The organism is Crossiella sp. CA198 (assembly GCF_052078295.1).
GTDB lineage: Bacteria > Actinomycetota > Actinomycetes > Mycobacteriales > Pseudonocardiaceae > Crossiella.
Genome location: NZ_JBQJIM010000007.1, coordinates 345,806 through 366,761 on the forward strand (window position 1 = coordinate 345,806; position 20,956 = coordinate 366,761).

General features: G+C 71.9%; 10 protein-coding genes. 5 read left to right on the forward strand and 5 right to left on the reverse strand.

The features are described 5' to 3' along the window. Positions 1-11: 11 nt before the first annotated feature. Positions 12-515 (reverse strand): Pycsar system effector family protein, encoded by a 504-nt coding sequence (locus ACTOWY_RS14545; protein WP_441310149.1) that lies wholly within the window; start codon positions 513-515, stop codon positions 12-14. Between the two features lie 96 nt (positions 516-611). Here ACTOWY_RS14545 and ACTOWY_RS14550 point away from each other — a divergent pair, with 96 nt between their 5' ends. Beyond that, positions 612-1,535, forward strand: coding sequence for a MerR family transcriptional regulator (locus ACTOWY_RS14550; protein ID WP_441310150.1), 924 nt, complete (start codon positions 612-614; stop codon positions 1,533-1,535). A 9-nt stretch (positions 1,536-1,544) separates the two neighbouring features. Here ACTOWY_RS14550 and ACTOWY_RS14555 read toward each other — a convergent pair whose 3' ends face one another. Beyond that, a complete protein-coding gene (locus ACTOWY_RS14555) occupies positions 1,545-1,745 on the reverse strand; it encodes a hypothetical protein (protein WP_441310151.1) in 201 nt (66 codons plus the stop codon). Positions 1,746-1,956: 211 nt separating this feature from the next. On the opposite strand from ACTOWY_RS14555, the gene ACTOWY_RS14560 reads away from it, so the two are divergent. From ACTOWY_RS14560 to ACTOWY_RS14575, 4 genes are all read left to right on the forward strand, one after another. Next, positions 1,957-2,940 carry a zinc-binding alcohol dehydrogenase family protein gene (locus ACTOWY_RS14560; RefSeq protein ID WP_441310152.1) on the forward strand — a complete coding sequence of 328 codons (984 nt, stop codon included), beginning with the start codon at positions 1,957-1,959 and terminating at the stop codon, positions 2,938-2,940. Further along, positions 2,933-3,349, forward strand: a complete 417-nt coding sequence (locus ACTOWY_RS14565) for a hypothetical protein (protein WP_441310153.1) — start codon at positions 2,933-2,935, stop codon at positions 3,347-3,349. The genes ACTOWY_RS14560 and ACTOWY_RS14565 overlap by 8 nt, the downstream gene beginning before the upstream one ends. Positions 3,350-3,482: 133 nt before the next feature. Next, positions 3,483-4,421, forward strand: a complete 939-nt coding sequence (locus tag ACTOWY_RS14570; RefSeq protein WP_441310180.1) for an NADP-dependent oxidoreductase — start codon at positions 3,483-3,485, stop codon at positions 4,419-4,421. 102 nt (positions 4,422-4,523) lie between these two features. After that, on the forward strand, positions 4,524-8,087 hold the full coding sequence (locus ACTOWY_RS14575) for an nSTAND1 domain-containing NTPase (RefSeq protein ID WP_441310154.1): 3,564 nt from the start codon (positions 4,524-4,526) through the stop codon (positions 8,085-8,087). Between the two features lie 159 nt (positions 8,088-8,246). Here the strand turns inward: ACTOWY_RS14575 and ACTOWY_RS14580 are convergent, their stop codons facing one another. The 3 genes from ACTOWY_RS14580 to ACTOWY_RS14590 are packed head-to-tail and all read right to left on the reverse strand — an operon-like array spanning position 8,247 to position 20,788. Continuing rightward, the gene (locus ACTOWY_RS14580; protein WP_441310155.1) at positions 8,247-9,236 is read right to left on the reverse strand and encodes an FG-GAP repeat domain-containing protein; all 990 of its coding nucleotides are present in this window, start codon (positions 9,234-9,236) and stop codon (positions 8,247-8,249) included. Continuing rightward, the gene (locus ACTOWY_RS14585) at positions 9,233-11,950 is read right to left on the reverse strand and encodes a S8 family serine peptidase (RefSeq protein ID WP_441310156.1); all 2,718 of its coding nucleotides are present in this window, start codon (positions 11,948-11,950) and stop codon (positions 9,233-9,235) included. The genes ACTOWY_RS14580 and ACTOWY_RS14585 overlap by 4 nt, the downstream gene beginning before the upstream one ends. A 21-nt stretch (positions 11,951-11,971) precedes the next feature. Continuing rightward, positions 11,972-20,788, reverse strand: coding sequence for a LamG-like jellyroll fold domain-containing protein (locus tag ACTOWY_RS14590; protein WP_441310157.1), 8,817 nt, complete (start codon positions 20,786-20,788; stop codon positions 11,972-11,974). Positions 20,789-20,956 lie beyond the last annotated feature (168 nt).

The following is a 20,956-nucleotide window of genomic DNA, read 5'->3' on the forward strand; positions in this document are numbered from 1 at the left end:
GGCGGTAGGGACTACGTGGAGATCGTGGCCGCGATCGCGGCCACGATCGCGAACAAGAGAGCGAGGACGAGGATCGTGGTCGCGGCGCGAAGCAGCTTGAACTTCTTCGCGCCGAGCCGGGAAACCACCCGCAACCGCTCGCGGTGCCAAGCAGTCGGATCCGCCGCGATGCGGGTGAAATGCGCCGCGAGTTCCACGTCGGTCATCGACTGGTAGACGGCGAAACCACTGCCGCGCAACCTCGGTCGCACGCTGACCAACAACAGCAACAGGGCGACGCCGAGCAGCAGCAGAGCCGCCCAGAACCCGAGAGCCGCGGCCAAAGGTGTTGACAGGCGCGGCAACACCGCGACACCCACGGTGAGGATGGGGCTGAACACCGCCAGCAGGATCCCGGTTTTCGTCTCCGTGCGAGCGAGTGCCGCATCTCCCCGGCTCAGTTCCTCCTTGAGCAGGTCGTCGAGCTTCGTCGAATCGAGGTCCCGGCGATTCTCGATCGTCCCGTCTTCGGCCACCGCCGCATCATGCCAGCGCGTCCTCCGGCGGCTGAGTGGGGTCTCGGTGAGAATGGGCTTGAGTTTCCACCCGCTGGAAGGTTCAGGCTGAGTCCCGTGAACGACCCGACCGAGCTGTTCACCATCGGACAGCTCGCCACCACCACCGGTCTGTCGACCAGGACCATCCGGTTCTACTCCGACAGCGGCCTGCTACCGCCGACGACCAGGTCTTATGGGGGTTACCGGCTCTACGACGCGGCCGCGGTGGCCCGCTTGGAGCTGGTGCGGACCCTGCGGGAGCTGGGACTGGATCTGGACACGGTGTCGCGGGTGCTGGCCGAGCAGGTCACGGTGACCGATGTGGCGCGCACGCATGTGACCGCGCTGGATGCGGAGATCCGGACCCTGCGGGTGCGCCGGGCGGTGTTGCGGGCGGTCGTTCGACGTGGTGGATCGACCGAGGAGATGAGACTGATGAACGATTTGGCCAGGCTGTCCGCGGGGGAGCGGCAGCGCGTCCTGGACGAGTTCGTCGAACGTGCCTTCGAGGGCGCGGATCCGGCGGCGCCGGGGGCCGGGCTGGCGGACGCGATGCGGCAATTGCCAGCGGAGTTGCCGGATGATCCCAGTGACGAGCAGGTGGATGCCTGGGTGGAGCTGGCGGAACTGGTGCGGGACAAGGACTTCCAGCACCGGGTGCGGCAGATGGTGGTGGCAGGGCAGAACGAGGTCGGCCGGGAGGTGCAGGCGCAGGGGCCCTCGGCGGAGCAGGTGATCGCGGCGGCCGGTGTGGCGGTCGAGGCCGGCATCGCGCCGGATTCGGCCGAGGCCAAGGAGATCCTCGGCCGGGTGGTGTCGCCGGAGTTGTCCGCGGCGGAACGGGTGCGGCTGGCCGATGGCTGGGCGGTGTTCACCGATCGCCGGGTGGCGCGTTACTGGGCGCTGCTGGGGGTGCTCAACGGCTGGCCGCCGCGGCCGGGGCCGGACGGGGTGCCCGCGTTCGAGTGGGCCATCGCGGCCCTGCGCGCGTCCAGCTGACGCGGCGGGTCAGTCCTGATTGGCCCGCCGGCGCCGGATGATCCGCAGCAGGCCGAAACCCAGCACGCAGATCACCACGGTGGCCAGGATCAGCAAGGTGAGTTTCAGCCACTCCGGTTCGGAAATGAAACCGGCGATGGCGACCAATGCGAATGCGGGCACGAGTAGTGCGGTGAGCACCTGCGTGGACCGATCCTGTTCGTTCTGCACCGCGCGAGTGTAACAGGGTGAAAGTAAAACCGAATTTACCCGATCGGGGCTGTCGTGTGTATCGGCGGCCCCGATCATCGGTATCGGGATTGATTTCCGGCCGCTCCCGGAGTTGGCGTGCGAATGCGGTTGGGTGATTTCCCGGACTGCCGGACGCCGTGCCATGGCGAGCCGCGCCGCATCGCGCGGCCGGATTGGGTTTGATCACGGCATGACGACGATGCGTGCGGTGGTCCTGGACGGTCCGGGCTCGGTGGCGGCGTTGCGGCTCCGCGAGGTGCCCATCCCCGAGCCCAGGCCAGGCTGGGTGCGGATCCGGGTGGAGGCGTTCGGGCTCAACCGGTCCGAACAGCACCTGCGCACCGGGCTGGCCGGCAACCCGGTGTTCCCGATCATCCCCGGCATCGAGGCCACCGGCACCGTGGACCTCGCACCCGGCGGGGAGTTCGCGGCCGGGCAGCCGGTGGTGGCGATGATGGGCGGGATGGGGCGGGCCTACGACGGTGGGTACGCCGAGTACACCGTGGTGCCCGCGAGCAGTGTGACGCCGGTGCGCACCAGCCTGGACTGGGCCACATTGGGCGCGCTGCCGGAGATGCTGCAGACCGCGCACGGGTCCCTGCACACCGGGCTGGCGATCCAGCCGGGGCAGAGTTTCCTGGTCCGCGGCGGCACCTCCTCGGTGGGCGTGGCCGCGGCGGTGCTGGCCAAGGAACACGGCCTGGAAGTGTTGTCCACCACCAGGAATCCGGCCCGGCTGGACGTGCTGCGGGAACTGGGCGTGGATCACCTGCTGGTCGACGACGGCTCGATTGCCGCGCGGGTAAGGGAAATCCGGCCCGAGGGCGTGCACGCGGCGCTGGAGCTGGTGGGCGTCAACACGTTGCCGGACACCTTGCGTGCCACCGGGACGCACGGCACGGTCTGCTTCACCGGCATGCTCAGCGATGAGTGGACCATCCCGGACTTCTACCCGATGGACTACCTGCCCAACGGCGTCCGGCTCACCGCGTACAGCGGCCAGAGCAGCGACCTGCCCCAGGCCGATCTGCAGCGCTACCTGGAACTCATCGAGGCCGGGAAGCTGCCGGTGCGCATCCACAAGGTGTTCGCGCTGGAGGAGATCCGTGAAGCGCACCAGCTGATGGAAGACGGTGGCGCGGTGGGCAAACTGGTGGTGCGGGTCCGTGACTGACCGCTTACGGATCCGCTCCGGCGTGTGGTTCGGGACGCCGGATTGGCTGGCGCGGGTGCGGGTGGAGACCGACCGCTGCCGGTACCCGCGCTTCGAGCTGTCCATGCACGGCGACCCCGGCCGGGAGTCCTTCTTCACCGCGGTCCGCCAGCACCTGCCACAGGACCCCGTGCTGGTCAGCTCACTCAGCTGGGACGCGCTGCTGGACTCGGTGCGCAACGGCTTCCACGAGGCCAAGGGCAATCGGTTCGTGGTGGTGTGGCCGGATCTGGGCGAGGCGCCGCCGTTCGCGGTGGAGATGCTGGACAAGGTGGTGTGGCACGTGGCGGCCGGGCGGAAGTACCTGTGCGTGTACGCCGAGCAGAACCCCGCGTTCCCCGGCGGGCGCTACCAACCGCCAGTTCGCTGAACTCGCAGCTCAGTGATGGTTTCCAGCAGGTACCTATCGCACAAATAAGTGCCTAATTGCTGAAAGAGACCAAGGATAGGAGAGTGGTGCGCAGACAGGGACCACGCGGAGAGGGAAGATCATGGGCAACACGATGCGGGCGGTGCGGCAGGACTCCTACGGCGAGCCGGAGGTGCTGCGGGTGGCCGAGGTGCCGCGACCGGAACCGCTGCCGACCGAGATCCTGGTCCGGGTCAAGGCCGCGGGCATCAACCCGGTGGACTGGAAGACCCGGGCCGGCCAGGGCGTCGCCGGACTGCTGGGCGAGCCGCCGCTGATCCTGGGCTGGGACGTCTCCGGCGTGGTCGAGGCAGTGGGTGGGGGCGTGACCCGGTTCCAGGTCGGCGACGAGGTCTACGGCATGCCGCGCTTCCCGCACCGGGGCAACGCCTACGCCGAGTACACCACCGCCCCGTCCCGGCACTTCGCGCCCAAGCCCGCCACCCTCGACCACGTGCACGCCGCCGCCCTGCCACTGGCCGGTCTCACCGCCTGGCAGGCCCTGGTCGACACCGCCGATGTCCAGCCGGGCCAACGGGTACTGGTGCACGCCGCGGCCGGCGGCGTCGGCCACCTCGCGGTGCAGATCGCCAAGGCCCGCGGCGCACACGTGATCGGCACCGCCAGCGCGGCCAAGCACGATTTCCTGCGTGACCTGGGCGCCGACGAACTGATCGACTACACCAGCACCGACTTCGGCCAGGCCGTCCGGGACGTGGACCTGGTGCTGGATCTGATCGGCGGCGAGTACGGCGAGCGCTCGGTGCGGACCCTCCGGCCGGGCGGCCTGCTGATCGTGGTGCCCTCCGCGCCCGCACCGGCGGCCGCCCTCGCCGCCGAGGCCGCCGGGGTGCGGTTCACCGGGGTGCTGGTCGAGCCGGATCACGCCGGGCTGGAGCAGCTCACCGCGTTGGTGGCGCAGGGCAAGCTGCGGGTCGAGGTGGACACGGTGTTCCCGCTGGCCGAGGCGGCGCAGGCGCACAAGCTCGGCGAGACCGGGCGAACCAGGGGCAAGCTGGTGCTCACCGTGTGAGTGAGCCAGGCCACCGGATACGTTGTCCGGCGCGGGGTCCCCGGCGCCGGACAACGCGGCTCCGGACAATCCTCGGCGTACCGGACGACGAGGAGCGCGCTGATGCCCCGCAAGGAACAACCGCTGGTCCCGAACGGGCTGCCGCTGGTCGACTTCGCGATCGAGCTGCGGAAACTCCGGGCCGCGGCAGGGCAGCCCGCCTACCGCACGTTGGCCGCCGCCACCCACTACTCCTCCAGCACGCTGGCCGCGGCCACCGGTGGACAACGTCTGCCCAGCCTGGCCGTGACGCTCGCGCTGGTGCGGGCCTGCGGTGGGGAGATCGCCGAGTGGGAACGGCGCTGGCACCAGGTCGCGGCGCAGGTGCACGAGGAGGCGCCGCGACTGCCGCCGGCCGCCGCCGCGCCCTACACCGGGCTCGCGCCCTACCGGCGGGAGGACGCCGACCGGTTCTTCGGGCGGGACCAGGCGGTGGCCGACCTGCTGGCGCGGCTGGAACGCTGTGCCGTGGTCGCCCTCTTCGGCGCCTCGGGAGCGGGCAAATCCTCCACGTTGCGGGCGGGTCTGCTGCCCCGGCTCGGCGCCCGGACCGCGGTGGTGTTCGCACCGGGGGAGGACCCGTGGGGCTCCTGCGCCCAGGCACTGGCCGGGCCACTCGGGCGGCAGGCGGCCGGGCTGCGGACGGAACTGCGGGGCGATACCGAAGCGCTGGCGAGGGCGTTGCGCGAGCTGGCCGGGGGCGAGGCCGGGGTGCTGCTGGTGGTGGACCAGTTCGAGGAGCTGTTCACGCTGTGCGCCGACGAGGCCGACCGGGCCGGGTTCATCACCGCCCTGTGCGGTGCGGCCGGGGAGCGGCGGCGGGTGCTGCTCGGGGTGCGCTCGGACTTCTACACGCACTGCTCCACCCACCCGGACCTGGTGCAGGTGCTGCGTGCGGGCGTGGTGCCGCTGGGCGCGATGAGCCCGGCGGACCTGCGCCGGGCCATCACCGGACCGGCCAACGCGGCCGGGTGCGCGGTGGAGACCGACCTGGTCGCGCACCTGGTGTCCGGGGCGGCCGCCGAGCCCGGGGTGCTGCCGCTGGTCTCGCACGCGCTGGCCGAGACCTGGCGGCGGCGCAAGGGCAACACGCTGACCTTCGCCGGGTTCCAGGCCACCGGCGGGCTGGCGCACGCGCTGGCCAACACCGCCGAAGCCGTGCACGACGGGCTCACCGAGGCGCAGCGCGAGCTGTGCCGTCAGCTGTTCCGCAGGCTGACCGCGCCGGGTGAGGGCACCGAGGACACCAAGCGCCGGGTCGCGCACACCGAACTCGACCACGCGGGCACCGGGCTGGCCGAGGTGGTCGAGCACTTCACCGCCGCCCGGCTGCTGGTCGCCGACGAGCACGGGGTGGAACTGGCGCACGAGGCGCTGCTGCACGCCTGGCCGCGGCTGCGCGGCTGGCTGGTGCAGGATCGGGAGGGGCTGCGGGTGCAGCGCGACCTCTCGCACGCCGCCGCCGAGTGGCGCAGGCTGGACCGCGATCCCGGCGCGCTGTACCGGGGCGTGCGGCTGGCCCTGGCGCGGGACTGGGACGAGCGCGAACAGCCCGCGTTGTCCACCGGCGAACGGGATTTCCTGGCCACCAGCCAGGCCGAGCTGGCCAGGGAGGACACCCGGGCCCGGCGGCTGTTGCGCCGCACCCGGTTGCTGGCCGCCACGCTGGTGGTGTTGTTGCTGGTGGCCACCGGCATCGCCGGCTACGCCGTCGAACAGCAGCGCACCGCCACCTCCCGCCAGCTCAGCGCCGAGGCCCGGGTGCTGCTGGGCACCGACACCGAGGCGGCGATGCGCCGCGCACTGGCCGCGCACGCCGCCGCCAGCACCGAGCAGTCCCGCAGCATGCTGTTGCTGCTGGCCAACACCCCGCCGGAGCACTCCCGCGCCCTGCACGCCGACCAGCAGTTCGTCTTCGCCGGCGCCGATCCGGGGGTGCTGGACATCCAGCAGCGGCGGCTGCTGCTGACCCGCACCCCGGCCACGGTGTCCACCCAGGGCGTGCAGTCCGCGCGGAACTCGCCCAAGGATCCCGACCAGCTCGCCTACCTGTACCCGGACCAGGTCAAACTGGTGGACCGGCGCACCGGCGCGGTGCTGGCCACCATTCCCGACCCGCCCGAAGGCGCCAACGACCTGGGGCTGGCCGCCGACGGGCGGCAGGTCTGGCTGCACGCGCCCGGCGCCGCGCCGCGGCAGCGGGACTTCACCACCGGCGCCGCCGGTCCGACGTTGCCCACCCGGTCCCAGACCATCGCGGTGGATCGCGCCGGACGGCTGCTCGTCACGGTGGACCAGCAGGGTCAGGTGGAGCTGTGGGACGCGGTGACCGGCGCGAGCCGGGGCCGTGGACCGGGCGGCCTTGGCGAGGTGCGGGTGCTGGCCCTGCACCAGGACGGCCGGTTCCTGGCCGCTGGTGGCGCGCAGGGGCGGACCACCGTGTTCGACCTGGAACGCGGCACCGTGGCCGCTGAACTGGCCGATCAGGGCGGCACGGTCAGCGACCTGGCCTACGGCATCGACCCGAACGTGCTGGTGGTGGTGCAACAGGGCCGGGTCCGCTGGTGGGACAGCCGGGGTGATGTCGCGCTGACCCTCAGCGGGGACCGCGGCGATTTCCTTGGCGCCACCTTCGACCCGACCGGGCGGGTGGTGCTCGGGGTCAACGGGCTGAGCAACACGGTGTGGGACCAGTGGCGGCTGCCCCTGGTCGCCGGGTCGCCGATCACCCAGCCGCTGGCCTTCAGCGCCGACGGCCAGACCCTGCGCGCGGGCACCGGGACCCAGCAGCTCAGCTGGCCACTGCGCCCGGCGGGCCCGTTCCGCGGCACGCCCCGGCCGCCGCTGCGGGAGGTGGTGGTGGACCGGGAACACACCGTCGCGCTCGGACCGCGCGGCGAGGCCCTGGTGCTGTGGGACCTGCGCCAGGACCGGCAGCTCGGTGAACTGCCCGCCTCGCTCGGCGGGAACGGCGCGCTGAGCCCGGACGGCGCCACCGCCGCGATCAGCACCCCCACCGCGGTGCGGCTGTACCGGGTGCACGACCAGGCCCGGCTCGCCGAGCTGCCCAGCGGGGAGATCGAACCCGCCACCGGGGTGGTGTTCGCCCCGGACAACCGGAACCTGGCCTGGATCCGGCGTGCGGGCCCCGCCGTGCTGTGGGATCAGCGGAGCAACCGGGAACACGTGCTCGGCACGGACCACCCGCGCCGGGTGGTCTTCGCCCCGGGCGGCCGGTTCGTGCTCACTGTCACCGACGATGACCTGCAGGTCTGGGAGGTGGCCACCGGCAGGCGCACCGCCCGGCTGGCCCTGGACCGCGCGCACTCGCTCACCCACGCGCTCAGCCCGGACGGCCGCACCCTGGCGCTGGCCGGGGCGGGCCGCGCGATCGAGGTGTGGGACCTGCCCACGCAGACCCGCACCGCCACCCTGGACGGTCCCCAGCCGCTGGTGCACCTGGCGACCTGGAACGACGAGGGCACCGTGCTGGCCACCGCGGGCACCGACACCACGGTGGTGCGCTGGAACCTGGGCGTGGCGGCCGCACGGCGCAGCCTGTGCGAGGCCCTGACCGAGGACTTCGTCTCCACCGACGGCACCCCACTACCCCCCTCCTGCCCCTAGCCAAACCCGCCGCCGTGTTGGCCGTTATAGACGGCGTGTTGGCCGTTGCGGACGGTGTGTTGGCCGTTATGGACGGTGTGTTGGCCGCTGGGTGTACCAGTTCGGCCAAGACTGTGTACGACAACGGCCAACACACCGGCGGGGTTTGAGCTGGGTGGGTCAGGTGATGATGTCGAAGGGCTGCCAGCCGGTGCCGATGAGCTGCGGGCTGCCGAAGGTGGTCATCCCGCTGACGCCCTTGCTGTGCGGGTAGACCAGCAGTTCCCCGTTGCTCTTGATCTTGCCCACCAGGTCTGGCCAGCCGTCCAGGTTGACGTCGGTGAGCGTGATGGTGTCCATCATCGTCCAGCCGGTGCCGACCGTGACCGGCCCCCAGCTCGCGGCGGCCCTGGCCGGTCCGGCGCGCACCCGGTCGAACCGTGGCGCTTGCCGTTGTGCCGCAACGGAACGCGCCGAGATGCCGTTGTCGCCCGGGTACAGGGTCAGCCGTCCCTGGTCCACGGTCGGGTCGGCCGCGATCAGATCGCTCACCCCGTCACCGGTGAGATCGGCCATCGCCAGCCAGGTCACCGGACCCCAGCCGGTGCCCAGCAGTTGCCGGGCCCCGAAGGTGGCGGTGCCGTTGAACACCCCGGAGTGGTAGTAGACGTAGAGGTCGCCGGTGGCCGCCTCGCGGGCGATCTGGTCATCCCAGCCGTCGTTGTTCACGTCGTGGAACAGGGTGAAGTTGTTGACGTTGGCGCCGAAGCCGAGGGTGACCGGGGCCAGCCAGGTCGAGGTGCCGTTCAGCTTGCCCGAGTGCGGGTAGACCTTCAGCTCGCCGCCGCCGCTCTGGTGCCAGCGGGCCACCTGGTCCGGACCTGGCCCGCCGGTGATCCGGGCCAGGGCGTAGAAATCGGCGATGCCCGCGCCGTGCCCGACCACCACGCCGGGCGAGGTGAAGGTCTGCTGCCCGTTGAAGACACCGGAGTGTGGGTAGACCAGCGTCACGTTGTCGCTGGCCCGGCGGGCGAAGAGGTCGTTGCGGCCGTCCAGGGTGATGTCCCTGGACTGACCGCCGAGCCCGGCCGCGGCCGGAAGTCCTGTGGTGGCCAGGAGCGCGAGGGCGAGGCCGACCACGCCCGCGGCCCGGCCGAAGCGCCGGATCATGGTGTTCCTCCAAGGAAATAGCCGTGCACGTAGCTGCGCAGGTGCGCCTGACCGGCGCTGTGCCACAGGGTCAGCGCCCCCGACGGACCGAGCCCGGTGACAAAGGCGTTGTTGCGCAACGGATGTCCGCTCGCGCTCAGCGGCAGCAGCGGTTCGGTGCTCAGCGGCGCGAAGCCGGTGTTGCCGTGTTCCTTCTGCCACACGTCGATGTCGGTGGCCTGACTGGCCAGCCGCACCGAGGCGGTGACCACCGCGCCGGTGGCGTTGCCCGGCACCCCGTCCCGCCGGGTCACCGGGACCTCGACCGGGGTGCCGCTGGGCAGGCCGGAGCTGAGCGCGCCTGCGCCGGTGGCGTTGCCGGAGCTGTACTGGTGCACGGCGTGCCGCAGCGGGACGTAGCGGGCCCCACCGGACTTCACCTCGAACCAGCCGGTGACCTCCACCGTGACGGTGGCGCTGCCGCGCGCGTTGTAGAGCTTGATCGCGTTGTCCGCGCCGACCGGCACCAGCACGCTGGTCGTGGTTTTCCCGCCCGGGTAAGGCGTGCTGGTCCAGGAGGCGGTGCGCCGGGTGCCGAAGACCTCGATCTCGGTCGGCTCACTCGCCGCGGTGGTGGTCACGTTGACCGCCACCGCGGTGGCCGCGGCCGGGATGCCCTGCACACCACGGGCGATCACCCCGAGCTGGGCGTTCGGGCCGATGGTGGCCGGGCCGTGCAACCGGAACGGCCTGCGCACCGGGAAGAACAGCGAGGCGCTGCCGCCGCTGTAGTAGCCGAGCACGTCGATGGACAGGTTGACCTTGCTGTGTGAGTTGTGGATGCGGATGACCTTGTCCACCGGGTTCAGCGTCGCGGTCATCGTCTCCGACCGGATCTGTCCTTTTCGGACGTCCACTGTGGGCACCAGGCTGGCAGGCTTGCTGACGTCGGGGGTGATGCTCAGGCTGGTGAACTCTTCGGCGTGCATGCCGGTCACGGTGAGCACCACCGCCTGCGCGTCGGCGGGCAGCCCTGGGATGGGCAGCGTGTAGGTCTCACCCGCCTCGAACGGCCGCTGGTGCCCGCCCTCGGGGCCGTAGGTGTTGAGCACCCGGTTCTGCACGGTCAGCGGGGTGTACCCACTGCCGGTGGGCGCGGCCAGCGCGCGGTGCTGGCCCAGGTGCAGGGTGCCCCGGCCGAGCGTGTTGTCCCGGCCCTGGCGGTTGGCCGCGTCCAGCAGCAGGGTGCGCAGGTGCTCGGCGTCCAGGTCGGCGCCGCCCCGGTAGACCGCGGCCGCCCCGGCCACGTGCGCCGCCGCCACCGAGGTGCCGCCCAGGGTCGAACCCGGTGCGCTGCCGCCGCTGTAGGAGGAGACGTTGGTGAGCGCGGTCAGGTCCGGCTTGACCCGGCCGTCCACCGTGGGACCCCGGCTGCTGTAACCCTCGACCTGGCCGCCGGACTGCTGATTGGCCGGGGTGATCGCGCCGACCGCGAGCGCGTACGGGGAGCTGGCGGGTTCGGCGATGCTCTGCGCCGGGGTGGTGTAGGACAGGCCGTGTGCCGGGCCGTGCACGGTCAGGTCGTAGCGCATGTCCCGCGCGCCGCCGTTCCACTTCACGTAGGCCCAGTAGGTGCCGGGCGCGTCGGCGGGCTGGGTGAAGGTGACGGTCTCGACCGGGGTGAGCCCGCCCGAGGTGCCCTTCTGCGCACGGATCGAGTACCGGCCGCTGAGTGCGGGATCGTTGAGGCCACTGGGTTTCGCGGGTGTGCTCAGCACGTACAGGTCGAAGTCCACCGTGGTGCGCGGCCAGGCGTCCCACTTCAGTTCCACGGTGACCGTGCCGCCGGAGGAGACGGAGAAGCCCTGCCCCTGCGCGTTGCCGTTGAGGTACTGCCAGCCGTCGGCGTCGGAGCCGAGCAGCCGCCCGCCGAGGTGTTTGTCACCCTCGTTGCCCGCGGCGGCCACCACCAGCACGCCTGCCGCGCGCAGCGCTCGCACCACGTTGGCCGGGGCCGTGGCACCCTCGACGTCCTCGCCGGTGCCGTCCCCGCGCCCGGTGCCGGGAAAACCGAGCGCGACGGTGACAATGTGCACGCCCTGCTGCCGCAACCACTCCGCCGCGTCGTCGAAGTCCATGGTGTCCACGATGCAGGCCAGGAACAGCTGGGCTTCGGGGGCCATGTCGTGCACCACCTCGGCCATGGTGGTGCCGTGCGAGCTGATGTGCTCGGTCCCGCAACGTCCATTGTGGACTGTCGCGGTGGCGGGCAGCTCGCCCGCGGTGCGGGCCGCGGCCAGTCTGCCGTAGCCGATGTCGATCACCCCGACCTTGGCGCCCGCGCCCTTGCTGCCAGCGCCGTGCCAGGCAGGGGAGTTGGTCAGCGGCACGCCTTCGGAGACGACCATCGGGATCGGCCGGATGGGCTGCCGGATCTCGCGCACCGCCTTGTTCGCCGCGATGGCAGGCAGGGCTTCGCCGGGCAGGGTGGCGCGGATGCGGCCGGGGGCGGTGTCGGTGACCTCGCCGCCGTTGGCGCGCACGGCTTTCGCGGTGGCGGCCGGGTCGCCGTCGAGGTAGACCTCGGCGCTGGCGCCGGACTCGGCGGCTGCCAGGGCGTACTGGTCCATTGTGGACAGTACGGGGGCCGCCGAGGCCGGGACGGGTGCGCCCATCGCGAGCGCGGCCACCACCCCCGAGGCCAGCGCCACGGCGCGTCTGGAAAGTCTGGTCATTCCGCTGTTCCTCATTCCAGGTTACTTGCAGTTGTTGCCGGGGCCCAATGGGGCGTAGGCGCGGTTCTCCACGGTGATCGCCCTGGTGTAGCCGCGGTGCCCCACCGCGACCAGGCTCACCGACTCGGGCACCGGGTTGCCGCCGTCGTAGTTGGGCACGGAGGCGACGAAGATCCGCTCTCGCTGCTTGACCTGATCGGCCACGCACTTCTCGAAGTTCTGCCGCATCTGGTTGGTGTTCGCGGTTCCCACCAGCGGAACCAGGTTCTTCCTGATTCCTTCGCCGTGGAACTCACTGGCCACCAGGTGTCCCCGGTGGTGGTCCAGCTCGCGGTCGAAGCCGGGCGGAGTGTGTCCCGGCTTGGGTTCGTGGCGTTTGAAGACCCCGGGATAGTTCTGCTTGTTCCACAGTGTCTCCACGCAGACGAACGCACCCTGGGCCCGGCCGCTGTTGGCCTGGTCCAGTTCCAGGTAGCGCGGCGTGTTCGCCGCCATCGTCGGCACGTCGTCGACGCAGGACTCCGCGCGTTCCCTGACGTCCTCGACCAGGTCCTCGTCCACGTCCGGGCCGCGCTTGAGACCGGCGGGCGGGCCGTCCAGCATGTCGTTGAGGTACTCCATGCCGAGTGCGGCCGTGACCGCGGTGGCGGCCGCGATGAGGCTGTTGGACGGGTCGATGAACTCCGTCGTGGTGTCCACCGGGATGTTGGTCGGCGGCCGCGGCGTGGTGGTCGAACCGGGCTTGGGCGGCTTCGGCGCGCGTACCAGGTTGAGCAGCCACAACGGCGGCGGGGGCGGGGGAGGGGTGACCCTGGGCCGGGGCGTGGTCCTGGTGCCCGGACCTGGTGTGCCGCCGGGGCCGGGGGTGACTCCGACACCCGGACCCGGTGGGACGTACCCGCCGGCGCCGGGTCTGGTGGGCACGGGCCGCTGGGTCCGGGGACGGATCTTGTGCTCCGCTTTGGAGACCTTCGTGGTCGGGCCCCCGAGTAACGCGGCGGCCGCCGCCCCCAAACCGACGAGGGCCGCGATGGCACTTCCCGCTTCGCTGACGACGAGCGCGCCCCCGACGAGGACCGGCACCAGATGCCCGCTGGGATCGGTGTTGTCCAATGGCGCGGCGTCGCCGTAGGTGTACCGGTTCGCCTTCACCGACGGCCGCGGATCCAGGGTCCAGGTGTCCCGGCTGCTGAACCCGCTCGTTCCCGGTTCATACCACCGGGTCAGCATGTTCACCGACCCGGTCTCCGGCTCGGTCCACTCGCCCTGGTACCCCAGCGCGGGCTGCGCACCCCGGCTGGTGGTCACCGAGCCGAACGGGTCGAATGTGCGCTGTCCGAACACATCCAGCCCCCGGTAGGACCCGGTGACATCGCCGTGCCGGTCGGTGTAGAGCAGCGTGCCGTTGCCGGTGGCGTCCACCGCCTTGTCCGCCAGCGGTTCGCCGTCCGGGCCGCGGCTGATCAGCCGGGCGCCGTCGGCGACGACGTCGTTGTCCGTGGTGGCGTAGCGGAAGGTGCTGCCGTTGCGGCTGGCGATCCGGCCCAGGCTGTCGTAGCCGTAGCGGAGGCCGCCGGATTCGCGGATCTGCTCGAAGGCGTCGGATTTGGTGCCGCGGCCGGCCGGGCCGGTGGTGGCGGCCAGGGTGCCGCGGGGGGTGTAGGTGCGGGTGGTGGTGCCGTCGGTGAGCAGGCGGTTGCGGTCGTCGTAGGTGTAGGTGGTGTTGCCCGCCTTGGTGCGGTTGCCCGCGTCGTCCCACTCGTAGCCGGTGCGGACGCCGTCCTGGCGGGTCCAGGAGGTCAGCCGGCGGGCGCCGTCGTAGCCGAAGGTGTCCGCGGTGGTGGCGCCGTTGTCGATGGTCTTCTTGGTGGTGAGGTTGTCGTCCTTGTCGTAGTCGTACTCGGTGCCCAGCAGCACCAGCGAACTCGTGCCGCTGGGCTCGAACTCGGTCAGCCGGTCACCGGTGAGGCGGCCCAGGGCGTCGTAACCGCGCACCCGGCGGACGAAACGCTCCATACCGCGTTCGGCGGTGTGCGCCAACCGGCCCGCCGGGTCGTAGGAGTGGTCCACGGCCCGGCCGTTGAGGCCAACGGTGGCGGAGGTGAGCCTGCCCGCGCCGTCGTAGCTGAAGGCGGCGGTGCCCGAACTGTCCACTCTGGACTTCAGGCGGCTGTCCGCGTCATAGCTGAACCCGGCCTCGCCGCTGCCGCCCTTGCTCTCGATCTGGTTGCCGCGGTCGTCGTAGCGGTAGCTGGCCGGTCCGGCCGGAGTGTCCTGAGTGGACAGTCGACCGGCCGGGTCGTAGCCGAACTTCTTGTCCGGGGTGGCGACCTCGGCGCCGCTGCCGCGTTGCACCCGCAGTCTGCCCTGGGCGTCGTACTCGGCGGTGAGCACCACGTTGCCGGGCCGGGTTTCCCGCACCGGCTGCCCCGCCGCGTCGTAGCCGGTGGTCCAGGTGCGCTGGGCCGGTTCCGGGTGGGCCGGGGTGACCGGTTCGAGCACCGATTCGGGCAGGCCCCACGGGGTGAAGGTGTACTCGGTGACCTTGCCGCGGCCGTCGGTGAGCCTGGTCCGGTTGCCCGCGGGGTCGTAGCCGAAGGCGGTGGTGATGGTGTGGTCGGTGCGAACGCGTTCCTGCTGGCGCACCGGGCGGTTCAGCGCGTCGTAGGTGGTGCCGCGCAGCCGTCCCTCGGCGGAGAGGGTCTCCGCGAGGTTGCCGTTCGGGTCGAATTTCGCGGTGCCTGCCCGGAGTTCCTTGCCGCCGGCGTGGTCGCTGACCCTGGTGGGCCTGCCCGCGAGGTCGTGCTCGGTGCGGCGGGTCAGCCCGGCCGGGTCGGTGTGCGCGGCCTGGCGGCCGAGGTCGTCGTAGCCGAAGGTGGTGGCGCGGCCGGTGGGGTCGGTGATCTTGACCGGTTCGCCCGCGGCGTTGAACTCGGTCCGGCTGGTGTGCCCGGCCGGGCTGGTGCTCGTGACCGGATTGCCCGCGTCGTCGTAGCCGGTTTTGGTGACGTAGTAACCCAGTTGTGGATGCCGGTCCACCTGGGTGGCGGTGATCTGCCTGCCCAGTTCGTCGTAGCTGGCCTGGGTGCTGCCACCGGCCGGATCGGCCTGGCCGACGAGTTCGCCGTTGCGGTTGTAGAAGTGGGTGGTGGTGCTGGGCTGGCCGTCCACCGGCGGGCGGGTTTCGGTGCGCACCCGGCCATACGGGTCGAAGGTGCGGGTGGTGACCCGGTCGAGCGCGTCGGTCACCGACTTCGGGTTGCCCACCTCGTCGTAGCCGGTGCGGGTGGTCGCGGTGATCGGCGCTCCGCCGGGCGGGGTGTAGCCGGGCAGGCTCACCGCTTCCTGGCGGCCCATCCGGTCGTAGGCCACGGTGGTGACCGCCCCGTTGGCGTCCCGCGCGCCGGTGACCTCGCCGAAAGCGTTGTAGCCCATGGTGGTTTCCGGCCGGACCTGCCGCGCGGGCTGGCCCGCCGTCCAGGCCTGCACCTGCGGGCTGGTGCGGGTGACCGGCCTGCCGAGGGCGTCCCTGGTGGTGTCGGTGACCAGGCGTGCCCGGTCGGCCTCGGCCACCACCAGGCCGCGCGGGTCGCGGACCACGGTGGTGAGCAGGCTGCCGCCGGAGCCGAGCGCGACCTCCTCGCGCAGCTGGTTGCCGTCGGCGTCGTAGCCGTAGCTGGTGGTCTCGACGCGGCCAGGAGCGACCGGCCCGGTGCTGGCGCGGCTGCTGACCTGTCCGTCCGGGTCGTAGCGGAAAGTGTTGACCCGCTTGAGTTTCCCTGGATCGAAGGTGACCGTCTCGGGCAGTCCGGCCCGGTCGTAGGCGGCGGCGGTGGTGACGTCACCGGCGCCGACCAGGGTGGTCAGGTTGCCTGCCGGGTCGTACTCGCGGCTCTCCAGGCGGACATCGCGGGTCGAGCCGTCCGGCTGGACCACACCGCGGCGGGTGGCGGTGGCCGGGAGCCCGTCGTCGAAGTAGGTGTAACTGGTCTCCCGGCCCATCGCGTCCCGGCTGAGCGCGAGCCTGCCAGCCGGGTCGTGCGCGTTGGCCTCGACCGTGAGCACCGCGTTGGCCTCGGGATTGGCCGGATCGGCCCCGATGCCGGAAACGGTGCGGCGCAACACCCGGGCCCGGTGATCGAGGTGGGTGGTGGCGAGGGTGCCCGCGGCGTTCCTGACCACGAGCTGCCGTCCGGCGTCCCGGTACTCCCTGGTTTCCGTGCTGCCGTCCGGGAAGGTGATCTTGACCGGGCGATCCTGCGGGTCGTACTCGTAACCGGTGGCCCTGGGCGGGTCGCCGCCGGTCAGGTCGAGCAGTTCGCGCCGGGTCTGGTTGCCGTTGCCGTCGTAGCTGTTGCGCACCTGCAGGGTGTGTGTCTTCCCGGTCAGCGGGTTGGGCACGCCGGGGGTGGTGACGGTGGCCAGTTCCGAGCGCGGGGTGTAGGTGTAGCCGGTGGCGCCGAAGCTGGTGCTGGCCTGGATCCGCCTGCCGATCAGGTCCTGTTCGTAGCCGGTGCGCAGCCCCAGCGGCGAGGTTTCCTCGGCCAGGTCGCCGTTGGCGCGGTAGCCGTAGCGGGTGACCTGGCCGGGCCGCCTGCCGGTGTGCTCGACCAGCAGACCCGCCGGGACCACCCCGCCGCCGACCGCGGCCTCCGATCCCTTGCTGTACACCCATTTCTCGGTCGGCGCGGCGGACCCGGCCGGGGCAGGGTACTTCGCGTCGATCTGCCTGCCGAGGGTGTCGTAGCCGTAGCTGGTGCGGTAGGTGGTGTCCGCGGGGCCGCTGGAGCGGGCGTCGGAATCACTGGTGCGGCGGTCGTTGCGCGGGTCGAGCGGATCCGGCAGCGGTGCGTGGTAGGTGGCGTAACTGGTCTGGCAGGAGGAGGTGCTGCGGCAGCTGGTGCGGGAGAGCACGTTGCCGCGGTCGTCGGTGCTGAAGCTGATCCGGTGGTTGTTCTCGTCGGTGACCGCGGCCAGCGCGCCGATCGCGTTGTACTCGTAGCGGCGGGTGCCGCCGTCCTGGGTCTCGGCGACCGGCCGGCCACCGCGGTCGGCGTCGTAGGTGTAGGTCGCGTCCGGGTAGGGGCCGCGCAGCACCACCATCCGGGTGGCCTCGTCCCTGGCCGGGGTGTCCAGCCGCCACTGCCTGCCGCCGTGGTCGGTGAGGGTGGCCACCCGGTCCTGGGCGTCGTCGTAGGTCAGTTGCGCCTGTACCCGGTCGTCCTGGGGCAGGGTGATCTTGGTGAGCAGTTCGGCCCGGCGCGCGGCGGCGTGGTGCTGCCGGATCGCGGTGTGGCCGAGGGCGTGCTGGTACAGCGCCACCTCGTCGATGAATCCGCTGAAGTGGAACTCGCCCTCCCCGGCCGAGGGCCAGCCCTTGCCCCGGCCCGCGCCGACGGTCAGGTGTGGCTGCTCGTCGTGGTCGATGAGCCCGGTGACGGTGCCCTGCGGCACCCCGTCCAGGTACAGGGTCTGGGAGTTGACGAACCCGGACAGCACCACGTGGTGCCACTTGTCGTCGTCCACCGGCGCGGCCGAGGTGACCTGCCGCGGCCCGTCCGGTTGCGGCACCCAGAAACCACCGCGCAGGTGACCGTCCTGGCCGACGTAGAGGATCGGGGTGGAGGCCCGCACGTCGGCGCTGCCGAAGGGCCGGTCGCTGGTGTTGAGCAGCACGCCGTCCCGGGTGGTGCGGAACCACAGCTCCACCGCGAGGGTGCTGGTGGGGCTGGCCAGCTTGTCCGGCAACGCGATCCGGCTGTTCGCCCCGTCGAAGGCGGCCGCGGTGTCCCCGGTCCCGGCCAGCGGACCGGCCGCGCCGAGGGTCACCCCGGTGTAGCCGCCCTTGTCCGCACCGGCCTTGCGCGCCACCGCGTTCGCCGCACCCGCCGAAGCGTCCTTTTCGGACAGTCGCCAGAATCCGCGTGGGCTGTCGTCGATGACGGTGGAGCGGTAGTGCGAACCGCCCTGGTAGTCATAGCGGGTGCAGTTCGGCGCGGCCCCGGGCGCGCAGGCTTTGACCAGTCGATCGCCCTGGTACTCATAGGTCCAGCTCAGCGGTTGCGCCCCGGCGCTGGGTGCGGCGGTGCTGACCGTGGTGACGTGGCCGTTGACCCAGGTCATGCTCAGCGTGCGGCCGCTGACCAGGTTGCGCAGGGTGTGCGGTTTCCCGGTCGGCCCAGCCTGGTCGTACTGGAGTTCCTCGGTGAGCCCGTTGCCGTCGGTGATCGAGCGCAACCGGCCCCAGGCGTTGAAGGTCCACCGGGTGGCCGTGCGGTCCCGCAGGCTGTACTCGCCGCGCACTGGATCGTGCACCAGGGTCAGGTTCTGCCCCGAGGGTGGGGCGAAACCGCCGTCGTGGTTGCGGCCGAAGCGGATCTGCCGCCCGGAGCCGAGGGTGACCACCACGTTGCCCGAGCCGTCCTCGTCGGCGGTCAGCTCCATGTCCAGCCTGGATGCCCAGCCTTCGCCAAAAGCGTTGTGCGGCCTGGGGTCCAGGCTGTTGTAGGTGCGGGTGAGCACCAGGTCGGGGCCGACCGTGGCGACCTCGGCGTCCTTGCCTGCCAGGCCGAAGTTGCCGACCTGCGGGTCGAGTCCTGGCGCGACGCTGTCCGGTGTGCCGCCCAGGTGTGCGGTGATCTGCGGTTGCGGCACCTGGGTGCTCAGCAGCAGCGGCCCCACCCAGGCCCCGGCCTCGGCGGTGTCGTGCACCTGCACCCACCAGTAGTAGTCGCGGCTCCACTTCAACGCGCCGGGCGGTGGGGCCCAGGTGGCGTTGGTCCAGCCGGATTCCACGCAGTCCACCGGATTCTCCGGGGTGCCCGCGCAGATCTTGTAGTTGTAGGTCAGGCCCTTGGCCGGCCAGTTGTCCGGGTCGATGCCCTCGGCGTACAGGGTGGGGCGCAGCGAGCCGACGAGTGCGCCGGAGCCGGGCTGCTGCTTGTCCGAGGTCGGCTTGATGTTCTTGATCTGCAAGCCGAACTGGCCTCTGGGCACGCCGTGCGCGGTGTGGAAGTCGGCGCCGTTGTCGTACATGGTGAGCACCACCGCGTAGTCACCCGGCGGCTGCTTGTGCAACGGGGCGCGCACCAGCGCGGAGCCGCCCGGTGGCACGTCGTGCGGCAGGCTGATGTTCCTGGTGTCCTGCTTGACCTGTCCGTTCTGCACCAGCTGCACGCCGAACTTGACCGCGCCGCCCGGACTCCAGCGCCCGGCGCCGCGGTTCCGCACGGTCACCGCGATGCTGCCGTCGAGATTGTTGAACGGCAGCAGGACCTCCTCGACCTTGTAGTCGGCGCCTTGCGGCGCGTAGGTGACGTCCAGGAACGGCTTGGCGTTGGCCGGGCCGTTGGCCGAGCCGAACTGCTTGTAGGCGGCGGTGTCCCGCTCGTCGGCGGCCCGCACCGCGAGGCCGTGGAAGGGCGCGCCGTGCGTCCAGTCGGTGGCCAGGTCGGCGTTGAGGTCGAAGTCCACCCGCGCGGCCGCACAACCCGCCTTGCCGTGCGCGAAACTGCGCTGTGCCAGGTGCTGGGCCAGTGGCGGGCCGGGCCAGGAGCGCAGTTGCCCGCCGTCCCAGGAACCGCCGACGGCGTAGACGTCCACCGGGCGCGGGGTGCAGGAACCGGAGTCGGAGTTGTAGAGGTTGAGGGCGAGGCCGTTGACGTACTGGTTGCGCAGGTTGCCGACCAGGTCGGGGAAGTGCAGGAACGCGGCGTGCACGCCGACCCCGGCCTGGTTGCCCGCGCGCAGGTCGATGGCGGCGGAGTTGTTGGCACTGCGGCCCTTGGTCAGGTAGGTGTCGTCGGTGGCCGCGGTGATCTGCACGGACGGGTCGGCCAGCACCGGGTAGGCGCGCTCGGGCGCGGTCAGCCAGGCCTGGTCCAGTTCCACCCGCAGCACCTGGGTGCCGCCGTCCTGGTCGAGCCGGTAGCGCACGTCGTGGGACTCCACACCGCGGGCGTCCCGCATCCAGCCCGGCGGGATGAGCGCGCGCACCGCGCCGGCGCCGTCCTTGAGCAGCACCTGGGCGCCGTCCAGCTCCGCGCGCAATCCCTTGAGATGTAACGGGAAGTCGAAGCTGGCAGGCGCGGCGCGGGAGTGCAGGACGAGGTTCTCCTTCACCCCACCTGCGGTGGCGGCCAGTTCGACGTCGGTGTGCGGCCGCACAGCAGGGTAGGTGGCGGTCGCGCCGTCCACCCGGGGCGCGGCGGAGCCGGCTCCGCGCAGGCCGAAGGCGATCTGGTGCTCCTGGCTCAGCGTGATCGAGGCCAGTCGCTGGTCCGCGCCGGAGCCCGCGAAACTCGTGTCCTGGGAGGCGGCGCGCGGGCGGAGGCGGTCGCCGGGGCGCAGGGTGAGGTCCAGTGGCGCCCAGCTGCCGTCGGCCTGCCGCAGGTGCACGGGGTCGGTGTGCAGGCGGCGGGTGTGGCTGCCGTCGGGGTTGCGGAAGACGGTGGAGGTGGCGGTGCGCTGTTCGGGCAGTTCCCGGCTGGCGGCGGTGAACCCGCGTTCCGCGGCCGGTACCGGGGTGACCCGGAGGTCGGTCCGGCGTTCCGGTCCGGTCCGCTCGGCGCGTAGTTCGGGCAGTGGTGGCCGGTCGGGCCCGGCGCCCGGCGGGCGTTGGCTTCCGGCGGGTCCGGGACCGCCCTTGGCGGCGGTCTGCTCCACCGGGACGCGGCCGGGCAGGCCGTCCGGGGTGCCGGATCGCTGCTGGGGCGCCTGCCGCGCGGCGCCCTCGGGCAGGGTGACCGCGCCCGCGAGTGGCGGCGCGATGACCTGTGGCGTGCTCGCCACCAGCGCCAGGCTGAGCAGTCCCGCCACGACACGTCTGGTCCCAGGCACCGTCGTTTCCTCCCCGCACGCACATCAGGCCGCGCGGGTGCGCAGGCCCTGTCCTCGCCATCGGGCGGATCCCCCAGTGGACCGGCCTGGAAGGGATCTATCAGCGCAGCGTTGTGCACCGCCGGGTTCGCAGGGCCGGACATCGAAGACCGGACAACCCGCGAACCC